Raw genomic sequence first — 13533 nt, 5'->3', positions numbered from 1 at the left:
TAGATCTCGCAATCCACACCGAACCCGGAGGCCCTCCCTCACGCCAAGATCATCGGCAGCATGTCGCCACGTCCACAACCTCTGTGGTCAGTACACCTAGCGCGACGGCGGCCCCCGGCGGCGCGCCGGACTGGTCGAGCAGCCGCACCGGACCGGCGGGGCGGGCGGTCCAGGCATGCCGCCCCGACGCCACCACACCGCCGGCGAGCCTGATCTTCACCCGGCCATCCTCCCCGTCGGCGCGCCCGCGGTCGACCGGTTTCAGCGCGGGGCCGCGGCGCCCCCGTAGCCGTGGGCGATGAGCCGCTCGGCCATCTGCGCGTACGCGGCCGGGTCCTCCGGGGCGCTGGTCGCCAGGCCGTCCACGTACCGGTTGTACATGCAGAACGCGGCGGCGATGAGGACCGTGTCGTGGATCTCGACGTCCGTGGCGCCGGCCTCGCGGGCGGCGGCGATGTGCGCGTCGCCGACCTCCCGGCCGCCGCGCCGCACGGCGGCGGCGATGGCGAGGAGCGCCCTGAGCTTGGCGGAGACGGGCGCGGCCGCCGGGTCGGCGTGGACCTGCTGGACGAGCGTCATGCCGCCGGGCAGCTGCGCGGCGGCGCACGCGCCGTGCGAGGAGGCGCAGAACCGGCAGCCGTTCAGCTCGGACACGTAGGCGGCGATCAGCTCCCGCTCACCGCGGTCGAGCGGGCCGGGGCCGCGCAGCAGGGCGTCGGCGAGGGCGCTCAGCGGGCCCGCCGTCTCCGGCCGGAACCGGAGCAGGGACGGCAGCCCGGGGACATTCTCGTCCAATTCGATATGCGCCAAGGACCGCCTCCAGAGGAATGATGTCGGACAATTCCTCTTATCCTCGTACGAACGCAGTCAGCCGGATAGTTTTCTCGCCACTCCACAAAAGGTCATGGTCTCCTGCGGCTCGCCCCACGGATTGGGCTCGGGACGCCACCGGGCGCACGACACCACGCCGGGATCGACCAATTCCAGGCCGTCGAACAGCGCCTCGATCTCCGCGGCGGTCCGCGCCCGGAGCGGGTGCGGGGTGCCGCTCTGGTTCCACGCCTCGACGGCGTCGTGCGTGACGTCCACGTCCAGGCAGGCGTGCGACAGCGCCACGAAACTGCCGGGGGCGAGCGCGCCGACGAGCCGGTCCAGGATGCTCCGCGCCTCGCCGTCGTCGGTGATGAGGTGCAGCAGGGCGAGCATCATCAGGGCGACGGGCCTGCCGAGGTCGATGGTCGCGGCGGCCTCGGCGAGGATCCGGTCGGGGTCGCGGACGTCGGCGTCGATGTAGCTGGTGGCGCCCTCCGGCGAGCTGGTGAGCAGGGCACGCGCGTGGACGAGCACCAGCGGGTCGTTGTCGACGTAGACGATGCGCGACTCCGGCGCGACCCGCTGCGCGATCTCGTGGGTGTTGTCCGCGGTCGGCAGCCCGGTGCCGATGTCGAGGAACTGCCGCACGCCCTCCTGCGCCGCCAGGTGCCGGACGCAGCGGCCGAGGAAGAGCCGGTCGGTGCGGGCGGCGGCGACGATCCCGGGGACCCGCCGCGCGACCTGCTCGCCCGCCATCCGGTCCACCTCGTAGTGGTCCTTGCCGCCGAGCCAGTAGTCCCAGACCCGCGCCGACACCGGGCGGTCCGAGCGGATCCCGTCGTCCGCGCTCTCCCTGCCACCGGTGCTCATGCGGTCTCACCTCCGGGTCCCGGGCGCGCCCGCCCGGGGGGTGCCGACGCTACACGGCCGGGCGCGGCCCCGGCGGGTGAAGTCGGTCACGCGGGACCGGGGGCGGGCGCCGGTCAGGCGGTCGGGCCGCTCGTCGCCCGCGCCCGTTCGGCGGCCTCGGTGATCGTGCGGTCGGCGACCTGCCGGTCCTGCCAGCCGCGCACGTCGGCGGCCTTGCCCGGCTCCAGGCTCTTGTAGATGTCGAAGAAGTGCGCGATCTCGTCGAGGACGTGCTCGTGCACGTCCCGCAGGTCCTGGACGCCGGCGTACCGGACGTCGCGGGACGGGACGGTGAGCACCTTCGCGTCCGGGCCCTTCTCGTCGTGCATCCAGAACACGCCGAGGCTGCGGACGGTGATCTGGCAGCCGGGGAACGTGGGCTCCTCCAGCAGCACCATCGCGTCCAGCGGGTCGCCGTCCTCGGCGCAGGTGTCCGGGATGTAGCCGTAGTCGTGCGGGTAACGGGTCGCCGTGAACAGCATCCGGTCGAGCCTGATGCGGCCGAGCGCGTGGTCCATCTCGTACTTGTTGCGCGATCCACCGGGGATCTCGACGACCATCTCGATCTCCATGAGTACCTCCCCCTTCCGCGGACCCTACCCGGCGGGAGAGCGGGTGATCGTAGGGTCGGGGCATGGACGCGCTGCGATTCGCCTACCGGCCGCTCCCCGTGCGGGTCGTCTTCGGCGAGGGCGTGCTCGCCGCGCTGCCCGCCGAGGTGGACGCGCTCGGCCTGTCCCGGGTGCTCGTCCTGTCGACGCCGGGGCGGCGGGCGGACGCCGAGCGCGCCGCGGCCCCGCTGGGCGCGCGGGTCGCCGGCGTCCACCCCGGGGCCGTGATGCACGTCCCGGCGGAGGCTGCGGCCGAGGCGTGCCGGGTCGCCGGGGCGCTCCGGGCGGACGGCCTGGTCCCGTTCGGCGGCGGGTCGGCGGTCGGCCTGGCCAAGGCGGTCGCCAGGGAGACGGGGCTGCCGATCGTGGCCGTCCCGACGACGTACTCCGGGTCGGAGATGACGCCGACGTGGGGCATGACGGAGGGCGGCGCCAAGCGCACCGGGCGCGACGAGCGGGTGCTCGCCCGGACGGTGCTCTACGACCCGTCCCTGACGCTGGGGCTGCCGCCGGCCGTGTCGGCGGCGTCGGCGATGAACGCGATGGCGCACGCCGTCGAGGCGCTCTACGCCCCCGACGCGTCGCCGGTCGTCTCGCTGCTGGCGGGGGAGGCGGTCCGCGCGCTGGCCGGGGCGCTGCCGGAAGTCGTCCGGGATCCCGGCGGCCTGCCCGCGCGCACCCGCGCCCTGTACGGGGCGTGGCTGTGCGGGACGTGCCTGAGCGCCACGACGATGGGCCTGCACCACAAGCTGTGCCACATCCTCGGCGGTTCGCTGAACCTGCCGCACGCCGAGACGCACTCCGTCCTGCTGCCGCACGCCCTGGCCTACAACGCCGCCGCCGCGCCGGACGCCGTGGCGGCGCTCCAGGCGGCCCTCGGACGCGACGACCCGGCCCGCGCGCTGTGGGACCTGTCCGGTTCGCTGGGCCTGCCGCGCTCCCTCAAGGACTTGGGCGCCGACCCCGCTCACCTGGACGATGTCGTCGCGCGGGCCGCCGCCGGCGGGTTCGCCAACCCGCGCCCGGCGGAAGAGGCGGGGCTCCGGGTCCTGCTCGGCAACGCCTGGGAGGGGCGCCCGCCCGCCGCCTAGCTAGTGGGCGGCGGCGTTCCAGTCGGCGCCGGCGCCGATGGCGACCTCCAGGCCGACGGTGAGCGGGTAGGCGGTCGTCATCCGGTCGCGGACGATCTCCGCGACGGCGTCCCGCTCCCCCGGCGCCACCTCCAGGACGATCTCGTCGTGCACCTGGAGCAGCAGCCGGCTGCGCAGCCCGGCCGCGGTGAGCGCCCCGTCCACCCGCAGCATCGCGATCTTGACGATGTCGGCGGCGGAGCCCTGGACCGGCGCGTTCAGCGCCATCCGCTCGGCGGTCTCGCGGCGCCGCCGGTCGTCGCTGGTCAGCTGCGGCAGGTAGCGGCGGCGGCCGAGGACCGTCCGGGTGTAGCCGGTGACGCGGGCCTCGGCGACGACGTGGTCCAGGTAGTCGCGGACGCCGCCGAGCCGCGCGAAGTAGGCGTCCATCAGCGGGCGCGCCTCCCCCATCGGGATGCCGAGCTGCTTGGCGAGCCCGAACGCCGACAGCCCGTACGCCAGCCCGTACGACATCGCCTTGATCTTGCGGCGCATGTCCGGGGTGACGGCGTCCGGGGCGACCTGGAAGACCTGCGCGGCCATCGTGGCGTGCAGGTCCTCGCCGGACTCGAACGCGGCCAGCAGCGTCGGGTCCTGCGACAGGTGCGCCATGACGCGCAGTTCGAGCTGCCCGTAGTCGGCGGTCAGCAGCGACGCGAACCCCTCGCCCGGCCCGAACGCGCGGCGGATGCGCCGCCCCTCCTCGGTGCGGACCGGGATGACCTGCAGGTTCGGCTCGGCCGAGGTGAGCCGCCCGGTGGCGGCGACGGTCTGCTGAAAGGTGGTGTGGATCCGGCCGTCCGCGCCGATCTCGCGGATCAGCCCGGCGACGGTGGTGCGCAGCCGCGCCTGGTCGCGGTGCCGCAGCAGCACCTGCGGGAGCCCGTTGCCGGTCTGGGTCGCGAGCCAGGTCAGCGCGTCCAGGTCGGTGGAGTACCCGGATTTGATCTTCTTGGTCTTCGGCAGGTTCAGCTCGCCGAACAGCACCTCCTGCAGCTGCTTCGTCGAGCCCGGGTTGAAGGGGTGGCCGGCGATCTCGGCGGCCTCGTCGGCGGCGCGCTCCATCGCGTCCGCGAAGTGCCGCTCCAGGTCGTCCAGGAGGGCGGCGTCCACGTGGATCCCGGCGCGTTCGGCGCGGGCGAGCAGGTCCGACAGCGGCAGCTCGACGTCGCGGAGGACCGCGTCCATACCGGTGGACGCCAGGTCGGCGGCGAACACCCCGGCGAGGTCGAGGACGGCGCGGGCGCTCAGCATGAGCCCGGCCGCGCCGCCGGCGGGCGGCCGCCGCCCCAGGTGCCGGCCCGCGAGGTCGGCGATCCCGTAGGCGGCCAGGCCGGGCAGCAGCAGGTAGGCGGCCATCGCGATGTCGGTGGCGACGCCGCCGAGCCGCCAGCCGCGCTCGCCGAACACGCGCAGCAGCGCCTTGACATCGTGCAGCGCCTTGGGGCGGCCGGGATCGGCCAGCCACGCCGCGAACGCGCGCTCGTCGCCCTCGGTGAGGCCGGACGGCTCGAACGAGGCGGCGTGCCCGTCGCCGGTGGCCAGCGCGATCCGCGCGATGCCGCCCGCGCCGCGCACCCAGGCGGCGTCGGCGGCCAGCCCGGTCGGGCCGGTGGCGTGGGCCGCCAGCCAGCCGGCGAGTTCGTCCGGGCCCGGCTCGCGGCCGTGCAGCGGCTCGGGGCGCGCCGCCTCCGGGGCCGGCCCGCCGCCGGGGTCGGCGGCGAAGAGGCGCTCGCGGAGGCTGGCGTTGCGGAACTCCAGCTCGTCCAGCAGCGCGGTGAACGCGGACAGGTCGTAGGGGCGCCGCCGCAGGTCGGCGGGCGCGAGCGGCAGGTCCACGTCGCGGACTAGTTCGGTCAGCCGGCGGTTGAGCCGCACCGTGTCCCGCGCGGCGCGCAGCCTCTCCCCCGCCTTGCCCTTCACCTCGCCGGCGCGCTCCAGCAGCGCGCCGAGCGATCCGAACTCGCGGACCCACTTCGCGGCCGTCTTCTCCCCGATGCCGGGAATGCTCGGCAGGTTGTCGGACGGGTCGCCGCGCAGCGCCGCGAAGTCGGGGTACTGCGCCGGGGTCAGGCCGTACTTGGCCCGCACCGCCTCGGGCGTGTACCGGATCATCTCCGCGGCCGTCCGGTAGAAGTACAGGACGGTGACGTCGTCGCTGACCAGCTGGAGGACGTCCCGGTCGCCGGTGACGATCAGCACGGCCATGCCGTCCGCCGCGGCCGCCGTCGCGAGCGTCGCGATCACGTCGTCGGCCTCGTAGCCGGGCGCCCGCAGCACCGGCAGGCCCATCGCCGCGAGCAGCCGGTCCAGGACGCCGAGCTGGCTGCCGAACTCCTCCGGCGACCGGGCCCGGGTCGCCTTGTACTCGGGGAACGCCTCGCTGCGGAACGTCCGGCGGGACACGTCGAAGGCGACGGCGGCGTGCGTCGGGCGCTCGTCCCGCAGCACGTTGGCCAGCATGTTCGCGAACCCGTAGACGACGTTCGTCGGCTGCCCGGACGTGGTGGCGAAGTTCTCCACCGGCAGCGCGTAGAACGCCCGGTAGGCCAGCGAGTGGCCGTCCAGGAGCAGCAGGCGGGACCGGTCGGTCATGTCTCACATCCTGGCACCGGGGAAGGGGGCATGAAACGGCCGCGCGAGGTGTTGGGGGCGACATGGACAAGATCGAACTGGGCCGGCTGGGCATCTGGCGGCCGTGGAACGCGCTGGACGGCGACCTGGCCAAGGACGTCGAGGACCTCGGCTACGGCGCGATCTGGATCGGCGGCTCCCCGCGCGGCGACCTGAAGATCGCCGAGCGGCTGCTGGCGGCCACCGACCGGCTCGTGGTCGCGACCGGCATCGTCAACATGTGGGCGACGCCGGCCGCGGAGGTCGCCGCGTCCTACCACCGGCTGACCGACGCGCACGGCGGCCGGTTCCTGCTCGGCGTCGGCATCGGCCACCCGGAGGCGACGCAGGAGTACCGCAGCCCGTACGAGACGATCGTCCGGTACCTGGACGACCTGGACGCCGCGAACGTCCCGGTGGAGGGGCGGGTGCTGGCGGCGCTCGGGCCGAAGGTGCTGCGGCTGGCGGCGGAGCGCGCCGCGGGCGCGCACCCGTACTTCACCACGCCCGAGCACACGCGCGCGGCGCGGGAGACGCTGGGCGCGGGGCCGCTCCTCGTCCCCGAGCAGAAGGTCGTGTTCGACACCGACACCGGGCGCGCCCGCGCGCTGGCCCGGGAGTCGGCCGGGTACTACCTGCGGCTGCGCAACTACGTGAGCAACTTCAAGCGGCTCGGCTTCACCGACGAGGACGTGGCGGACGGCGGCAGCGACGCGCTCCTGGACGCGCTGATCGCGCGGGGCGACGGCGCGGCGCTGGCCGCGCGGGTGGCCGGGCACCTGGACGCGGGCGCCGACCAGGTCGCCGTCCAGGTGCTGGGCGAGGACGACCCGCGCCCCGCGCTGCGCGGGATCGCCGAAGCACTCGCCTGAACGCGGGAGGGACGCGCCCGGAGCCGGGCGCGTCCCTCACGGGGCGGGTGTCACCGGGTCTTGTAGGTGCCGATCTCGTCCGGCACGATGCGCTTCGCGGCCCGGGCCGGGGGGCGCCTTGCGAACTCGTTGCCGTTGACCGTCAGCGTGCTGTGCGCGAACAGCTGGGTGACGGCGGCGGTGGCGTCGATCATGTGGTCGAAGCCCTTGAGGTCGACGTTGTCGTAGCGGTCGCACGCCGAGTGGTAGCAGGGGTCGTAGGCGATTCCGGCGGTGCCGCCGTAGACCGCCGCCTGCTCGGGGGTCTTGATGCCCTCGGCGCCGGTGAAGATGCCGCCGGCGGGGATGCCCGCGGTGATGAAGGCGTTGTAGTCGGACCGCCCGTTGAACGGCGTCGGGTCGGTGGCGAGGCCGCGGCCCGCGAAGTAGTCGTTGAACGCCTTCTCGATCGCGCCGGACCCGGCGGGCGGCTCGACGTTGTTCTCGCCCGCGCTGTCGTCCCCGTCGTAGACGAAGTTGACGTAGTTCGGCGAGGCGAGCATGTCGAAGTCGAGCATCAGCGCGACCTTGTCGCGCTCGGCCTGCGGGAGGGCGTCGACGTAGTGCTGGGAGCCGAGCAGGCCCTCCTCCTCGGCGCCCCAGAACGCGAACCGCACCGTGTTGCGGACCTTCGGGCCGAGCTTGCGGATCTGCTTCGCCATCTCCAGCAGCGTCGCCGTGCCGGAGCCGTCGTCGTTGATGCCGGGGCCCGCGGTGACGCTGTCGTTGTGGGCGCCGACGACCACGACGTTGTCGGCGCGTCCGCGCCGGGTGTCGGCGAGGACGTTGGCCGTCTCGCGCTTCTCGTTCAGCGTGTCGGTCTTCACGCGCAGCGTCACGCCGCCGTTGTTCGCCTGGTCGACGAGGGCCTTGCCGACCGCGTTGGTCGGGCCGACCACCGGGACGGCGTACGGCGTGGTCAGCGTGCCCGCGACGGGGCCGGGCTGGTCGGGGAGCTGGTAGATGACCACGGCGGACGCGCCGGCGGCGACGGCGTTGTCGGTCTTCAGCGAGAAGAAGCAGCCGCCGCGCTGGATCAGCGCGATGTGGCCCGCCGGGAAACCGGCGAAGTCGTCGGCCTCGCAGCCGCTGCCGAGCCCGGTGGCACCGGTGTCGACGGGCGTCGCGGCGGCGGTGACGTCGCCCGACCCGGAGTACTGCATGGTCGCGAAGTCGGTGTCCGGCGCGAACGTCTTCTGCTCCGGCGCGGTCTCGGCGAACACCGCCGCGGACTTCTCCTGCCAGAAGTCGAACGTGAAGTTCTGGACCGTGGGGGTGTAGCCGGCCCGTTCGAGCTGGTCGGCGATGTACTTGATGGTGATCTTGTTGCCGGGGAGCCCGGCGGCCCGGTTGCCGCCGTTGGCGTCCGCGATCTTCTGCAGGTTCAGCTGGTGGTGGCGGACGTTCTTCAGCGTGACCAGCCTGGCCAGCTTGGCCTGCTTGGCCTGCTTGGCCTGCCCGGCACGGGACGGTGCGGCCGCCTGGGCCGGCATCGCGGCCACGGTGGCGGCTGCGAGCGACAGCCCGGTGAGGGTTGCGAGCGCGGTTCTGCGCATGACTAGGTCTCCGTTTGTGGGGGGGACGAAGCAACCCGAAGCCTGACATGAGTCAATTCCCACAACAAGACACGACTTAGCATCAAAACGGCCAATATTGGCCTCTTTTTCATCTCCACTTACAAGATCGACAATTGCCCGGCCGGTCACCGTCCGTCCCGGCGCCCCGCACCGCTCGTGTCGATCATCGGTACGGCCGGGGGAACGCGTTCTCCAAGGTCAGCCCGGAATGGCCGCCGATGGTGCCGCATTGACCTGCGGAAACGCCGTCGGGCGGACGGCGGCCCCGCGGCGTTCGCCGGATCCGCCCGCCGGCCCGCCCCGTACTTCCCCGGATATGCGTTCCAGCAGGTGAGGCCGCTGGCACCGGACAAATCGGCGTGAGTATGCTGCGTCAACTTGAAGGTGGCCGCCGACGATCAGGAGTAGGCCGTTGTCGAGTCCCGAACAGGTGCACAGATCCCACGGGCGTCCGCGCACCCGCCCGATCGGGCGCCGGATCGTCGTGCTCCTGGCGATCCCGCTGGTGTCCCTGGTGGCCCTGTGGACCTTCTCGGCCGTTCCGGCGCTGGACGAGGCGATCCAGCGCAACCAGTACTCCGGGAACCGGGAGCGGGCCGGCGACCCGGCCACCCGCGCCATGCAGGCGGTGCAGGAGGAGCGCGCCGCCGCGGTCGCCGCGCTGATGTCGCCGTCGTCCGCGACCTCGCAGAAGTTCCGGGAGGCGACCGGCCGGACCGAGAGCGCGGTGGCCGCCTTCCGCAGGACGGCGCTCACGCCGGAGTCCATCGAGCACCTCACCGACGGCGAGGTGCAGCGGACCCGCAACGTCGGCAACCAGCTCGACCAGCTGGCCAGCATCCGGTCGCAGATCACCGCGCAGAACGTCTCGCCGCTGGACGCCATCAACGCCTACAGCACGGCCTTCGACAACACGGTCCGGCTGCTCACCACGCTGGTGACCCTCGACGACGTCAGCGTGTTCCAGCAGACCAACGGCCTGCTGTACATGTACTGGGCGCGCGACTTCATGCTGCGCGAGGACACCCTGCTGACCGCGCTCGGCGGCGGCCGGCTGAAGGCCGGCACCCGCGCCGCGTTCGCGCAGTGGGCGGGCACCCGCGCCGAGCTGGTCGACCTCGGCCTGATCGGGCTCAGCGGGGACATGGCGGAGACCATGAGCGGGCTGGTGAACTCGCCCGCCTACGCCGACTTCGTCGCGCTGGAGACCTCCGTCGTCCAGCAGGGCAGGACCCCCGATCCGCGGCAGTGGCGGGCCGTGACCGGCGCGGCCGGGCAGGTGTGGCTCGGCAGCACCGCCAAGGCCGGCGAGCAGCTCCAGCACGACGAGGTCGCGCCGGCCGGGCAGGCGATCATGCTGCGGGTGTACCTGGCGGGCGGCGTCGGGCTGCTCGCCGTCCTCGCCTCCATCGTGCTGTCGCTGCTGTTCGCCCGCCGGCACGCCGACGAGCTGCGCCGGCTGCAGCGGTCGGCGCAGGAGCTGGCGAACGAGCGGCTGCCCCGGGTCGTGGCGCGGCTGCGGCGCGGTGAGCGGGTCGACCTGGAGACCGAGACGCCCCGTCCCGCGACCGGCCGGACCCGCGAGGTCGCGCTGGTGAGCGAGGCGTTCGAGACCGTCCAGCGGCAGGCGATCAGCACCGCGATCGGCGAGGCCGAGCTGCGCGCCAGCATCAACCGGGTGTTCGTGAACCTGTCGTGGCGCAGCCAGTCGCTGCTGCACCGGCAGCTGCGGCTGCTCGACCAGATGGAGCGGCGCGCCTCCAGCTCCGAGGAGCTGGACGACCTGTTCCGCCTCGACCACCTGACGACCCGCATGCGGCGGCACGCCGAGGGCCTGGTCATCCTGTCCGGCTCGCCGACCGTCCGCGCGTGGGACCACCCGGTCGCCGCCGAGGACGTGGTGCGCGCCGCGATCGCCGAGGTCGAGGACTACACCCGCATCGAGGTGACCGGCGCGTCCGCGGTCGCGGTGACCGGGGACGTGGTCGCCGACGTCATCCACCTGCTCGCCGAGCTGATCGAGAACGCCACCGCCTACTCCCCGCCGACGACGGAGGTCACCGTCAAGGTCGAGACCGTCGCCAACGGGCTCGCGGTGGAGGTCGTCGACCGCGGCATCGGGCTCGCGCCCGAGGAGCTGGACGCGCTCAACCGGCGCCTCGCGAACGCCGTCGAGTTCGACCTCGTCGACACCGAGCGGCTCGGGCTGTTCGTCGTCGCGCGGCTCGCGGCCCGGCACGACATCAGGGTCTCCCTGCAGCCCTCGGCCTACGGGGGCACCACCGCGATCGTGCTGGTCCCGCACGCCCTGGTCGTCATGGACGAGCAGTGGCAGGCGATCGGCGGCGGCGCCGCGGTGACGCAGCCCGCCGCGTCCGGGACGGGGGCGCCGCGGCTCGGCCGCCCGGTCCGGCCCGCGCTGCCCGGCCCGGCCGCGGGCCCGCAGCACGGCGGGCCGCCCGGCGCGCCGCCGCCGGTGGCGTTCAACCCGCCGGACTCCTACGACGCCCAGGTCTCCTACAACGCCGAGGTGGCCTACGACGCCGAGGTGGCCTACGACGCGCAGGTCTCCTACGACGCGCAGGTGTCCTACGACCCGCCGGGCATCGCGGAAGGGAGGGTCTCCTTCGATCCGCCGGTCTCCTACGACCCGCCGGGGCACACCAATGGCCGGACCCGGCCGCCGGCCGGTGATCCGGAACCCGCCAGGGCAGAGGACAGCGAGGTCACCGGCCGCCTTCCGCGCCGCGTGCGGCAGCGCAACCTCGCCCCTCAGCTGCGCAAACGCTCGCAGGCCACGGCCCCCGAGGCGGCCGAGCGGCCGGACGACGACTTCGAGGAGCCGAGTCCGGAGCTGAGCCGCGATCTGATGGCCTCGCTACAGTCTGGTTGGCTGCGCGGCAGGGTCGCCGACGACGAACCGGGCGATCTCGATCCACGCGACGAATGGGGGGAATCATGACGCGGCAGGGCCACGCCTCCGGCGAGCTCGACTGGCTGCTCGACGATCTGGTGCAACGGGTCGGCGAGGTCCGCCAGGCCGTCCTGCTGTCCCGCGACGGGCTGGTCATGGGCGCCTCGGGGGACGTCACCCGCAAGGACGCCGAGTTCCTCGCGGCGCTGTCGTCGGGCTTCCACAGCCTCGCCAACGGCGCCCGCGAGCACTTCCAGGCCAAGCAGGTCCGGCAGACCGTGGTGGAGCTGGACGACCAGCTGTTCTTCGTGATGCCGGCGGGCAACGGCAGCTGCCTGGCGGTGCTCAGCGACGCCGGCGGCAACGCCGGGCTGGTCGCCTACGAGACCACCATGCTGATCAAGCGGGTGCGGCGGGCGCTGTCGGCGTCGCCGCGCGCCGCCGAGTCCCAGGACACGTCGCTGCAGCCGGGTGCGTCGGGCTGAGCGACCGTGGAGACTCCGAGAGAGCGCTGGATCGGGCGGGACGCCGGCCCCGTCGTGCGGCCGTACGCGATGACCCGCGGCCGCACCCGCCCCCGCGGGCTCGTCGTCGACCTGGTGACGATCCTGGTCGCGACCGGCCGCACCCCGGGCGACCGGGTGTGGCTGTCCCGCGAGCAGCGGCGGCTGCTGGAGCTGTGCCGGCAGCCGTCGACCCCGGCCGACCTGGCCTCGGAGACCGACCTGCCGTTCCGGGTGGTGCAGATCCTCCTGGAGGACCTGCACCAGTACGGCCTGATCGAAGAGGTCCGGCAGGCGGCGGAGCCGTCCGAACGTCCCGACCCCCGCATCCTGATGAGAGTGCTCGATGAACTTCGCCGCCTCTAACCCGTCCGCGACGCCGTACGCGCCGGGCGACGACGTCCCCCTGCACACCCTGAAGGTGCTGGTGGCCGGCGGTTTCGGCGTGGGCAAGACGACCCTGGTCGGCGCGGTCAGCGAGATCCGGCCGCTGCGCACCGAGGAGACCCTCACCGACGCCTCGATCGGGGTGGACGACCTCGGCGGCGTGGAGGGCAAGTCCACCACGACCGTCGCGATGGACTTCGGCCGGCTGACGTTCTCCGGCGGCGTCCGGCTCTACCTGTTCGGGACGCCCGGCCAGGAGCGGTTCTGGTTCATGTGGGACCAGATCGCCTTCGGCGCGGTCGGTGCGATCGTGCTGGTCGACACGCGGCGCCTCAGCACGAGCTTCGCGTCCATCGACTTCTTCGAGCAGCGGCAGATCCCGTTCGTGGTCGCCGCGAACCAGTTCGACGGCGCCCGCCGCTACAGCGTCGACGAGATCCGCGACGCGCTCGACGTCGACCCGGACGTGCCCGTCCTGATGTGCGACGTGCGGAGCCGGGAAGTGGCGCGGGGCGTGCTGGTCGCGCTGGTCGAGCACGCGCTCCACACGGCGCAGAACTGACCGGGCGGGCTAGCCGGCCGCCATCCGGGCGACGATGAGGGACGCGAGGGCGGCGTAGGCGGCGGAGTCGTCCATCCCCGTCCGCGCCTTGATCTCGCCGCGGTGGATGGACTCCATCACCTGGCCCGCGACGGCGCCGACGAACGCCGCGTCCGCGTCCCCGGACGCCTCCCGGACCAGCCCCTGCACGCGCTCCACGGCGTACCCGGTGTTCTGCTTGTAGATCTCGCGGGCCGGGGCGAACGCGTCCAGGTCGGCGAAGAAGGCGGGCGAGGCGGGCGCCAGTTCCTCCGAGATCGCCCGCAGATAGACGCCGACCCGCTCCCCCGGCTCGGCGTCCGCGTCGAGCGCGGCCTCAACGCGCCCGGTCGCCCGGCGGAAGAACGCGCGCACCACCGCCGCGATGATCTGCTCGCGGCTCGCGGCGACCGAGTACAGCGTGCTCTTGGAGCAGCGCAGCAGGGCGGCGAGGTCGGCGACGCTCAGCTCGGCGAACCCGCGGTCGAGGAAGACGTCCATGAGCCGCCCGATCAGCGCCTCCCGCCGCCGCGCCGCCCGCGTGACGCGCTCGTCCACCCGGTCCATGCCGCGACAGTACCGCAC

At 73.6% G+C, this 13533-nt stretch carries 12 protein-coding genes; 6 read left to right on the top strand and 6 right to left on the bottom strand.

Annotated features, from left to right (window positions below; genetic code table 11):
- Window positions 1–261: 261 nt before the first annotated feature.
- The 3 genes from ABZ806_RS14640 to ABZ806_RS14630 form a co-directional block, all read right to left on the bottom strand.
- Window positions 262–810, bottom strand: coding sequence for a carboxymuconolactone decarboxylase family protein (locus tag ABZ806_RS14640; RefSeq protein WP_500217755.1), 549 nt, complete (start codon window positions 808–810; stop codon window positions 262–264).
- Between the two features lie 57 nt (window positions 811–867).
- Complete coding sequence (locus ABZ806_RS14635) at window positions 868–1683, bottom strand: SAM-dependent methyltransferase (RefSeq protein WP_500217753.1); 816 nt, start codon at window positions 1681–1683, stop codon at window positions 868–870.
- 113 nt (window positions 1684–1796) lie between these two features.
- Complete coding sequence (locus tag ABZ806_RS14630) at window positions 1797–2294, bottom strand: inorganic diphosphatase (protein ID WP_500217751.1); 498 nt, start codon at window positions 2292–2294, stop codon at window positions 1797–1799.
- A 62-nt stretch (window positions 2295–2356) separates the two neighbouring features.
- Between ABZ806_RS14630 and ABZ806_RS14625 the strand changes: the two genes are divergently transcribed.
- Complete coding sequence (locus ABZ806_RS14625) at window positions 2357–3424, top strand: maleylacetate reductase (protein ID WP_500217749.1); 1068 nt, start codon at window positions 2357–2359, stop codon at window positions 3422–3424.
- Here the strand turns inward: ABZ806_RS14625 and polA are convergent, their stop codons facing one another.
- Window positions 3425–6058 (bottom strand): DNA polymerase I, encoded by a 2634-nt coding sequence (polA, locus tag ABZ806_RS14620; protein WP_500217747.1) that lies wholly within the window; start codon window positions 6056–6058, stop codon window positions 3425–3427.
- Window positions 6059–6120: 62 nt separating this feature from the next.
- Between polA and ABZ806_RS14615 the strand changes: the two genes are divergently transcribed.
- Complete coding sequence (locus tag ABZ806_RS14615; protein WP_500217745.1) at window positions 6121–6948, top strand: LLM class F420-dependent oxidoreductase; 828 nt, start codon at window positions 6121–6123, stop codon at window positions 6946–6948.
- Window positions 6949–6998: 50 nt separating this feature from the next.
- On the opposite strand, the gene ABZ806_RS14610 is transcribed toward ABZ806_RS14615, so the two are convergent.
- Window positions 6999–8543 (bottom strand): M20/M25/M40 family metallo-hydrolase, encoded by a 1545-nt coding sequence (locus ABZ806_RS14610; RefSeq protein WP_500217743.1) that lies wholly within the window; start codon window positions 8541–8543, stop codon window positions 6999–7001.
- Between the two features lie 433 nt (window positions 8544–8976).
- Between ABZ806_RS14610 and ABZ806_RS14605 the strand changes: the two genes are divergently transcribed.
- Genes ABZ806_RS14605 through ABZ806_RS14590 form a run of 4 tightly spaced genes read left to right on the top strand, consistent with a single transcriptional unit; the run spans window position 8977 to window position 12930 of the window.
- Window positions 8977–11526, top strand: a complete 2550-nt coding sequence (locus ABZ806_RS14605; protein ID WP_500217741.1) for a sensor histidine kinase — start codon at window positions 8977–8979, stop codon at window positions 11524–11526.
- Entirely contained in the window at window positions 11523–11963 is a 441-nt protein-coding gene (locus ABZ806_RS14600) for a roadblock/LC7 domain-containing protein (RefSeq protein ID WP_500217739.1), read from the top strand. The genes ABZ806_RS14605 and ABZ806_RS14600 overlap by 4 nt, the downstream gene beginning before the upstream one ends.
- Before the next feature lie 6 nt (window positions 11964–11969).
- A complete protein-coding gene (locus ABZ806_RS14595) occupies window positions 11970–12347 on the top strand; it encodes a DUF742 domain-containing protein (protein ID WP_500217737.1) in 378 nt (125 codons plus the stop codon).
- On the top strand, window positions 12328–12930 hold the full coding sequence (locus ABZ806_RS14590) for a GTP-binding protein (RefSeq protein WP_500217735.1): 603 nt from the start codon (window positions 12328–12330) through the stop codon (window positions 12928–12930). The genes ABZ806_RS14595 and ABZ806_RS14590 overlap by 20 nt, the downstream gene beginning before the upstream one ends.
- 9 nt (window positions 12931–12939) lie before the next feature.
- On the opposite strand, the gene ABZ806_RS14585 is transcribed toward ABZ806_RS14590, so the two are convergent.
- Entirely contained in the window at window positions 12940–13515 is a 576-nt protein-coding gene (locus tag ABZ806_RS14585) for a TetR/AcrR family transcriptional regulator (protein WP_500217733.1), read from the bottom strand.
- Window positions 13516–13533 lie beyond the last annotated feature (18 nt).

Origin of the sequence: Spirillospora sp. NPDC047418, assembly GCF_040643275.1 — a bacterium.
GTDB lineage: Bacteria > Actinomycetota > Actinomycetes > Streptosporangiales > Streptosporangiaceae > Spirillospora.
Note: the sequence above shows the minus strand (reverse complement) of the source record. Positions and strands in the feature narration are given on the sequence as shown.

Coding starts and splice junctions, on each gene's coding strand:
- ABZ806_RS14635 (WP_500217753.1), bottom strand. CDS start 1,683: ATGAGCACCGGTGGCAGGGAGAGCGCGGACGACGGGATCCGCTCGGAC.
- ABZ806_RS14630 (WP_500217751.1), bottom strand. CDS start 2,294: ATGGAGATCGAGATGGTCGTCGAGATCCCCGGTGGATCGCGCAACAAG.
- ABZ806_RS14625 (WP_500217749.1), top strand. CDS start 2,357: ATGGACGCGCTGCGATTCGCCTACCGGCCGCTCCCCGTGCGGGTCGTC.
- polA (WP_500217747.1), bottom strand. CDS start 6,058: ATGACCGACCGGTCCCGCCTGCTGCTCCTGGACGGCCACTCGCTGGCC.
- ABZ806_RS14615 (WP_500217745.1), top strand. CDS start 6,121: ATGGACAAGATCGAACTGGGCCGGCTGGGCATCTGGCGGCCGTGGAAC.
- ABZ806_RS14610 (WP_500217743.1), bottom strand. CDS start 8,543: ATGCGCAGAACCGCGCTCGCAACCCTCACCGGGCTGTCGCTCGCAGCC.
- ABZ806_RS14600 (WP_500217739.1), top strand. CDS start 11,523: ATGACGCGGCAGGGCCACGCCTCCGGCGAGCTCGACTGGCTGCTCGAC.
- ABZ806_RS14590 (WP_500217735.1), top strand. CDS start 12,328: ATGAACTTCGCCGCCTCTAACCCGTCCGCGACGCCGTACGCGCCGGGC.
- ABZ806_RS14585 (WP_500217733.1), bottom strand. CDS start 13,515: ATGGACCGGGTGGACGAGCGCGTCACGCGGGCGGCGCGGCGGCGGGAG.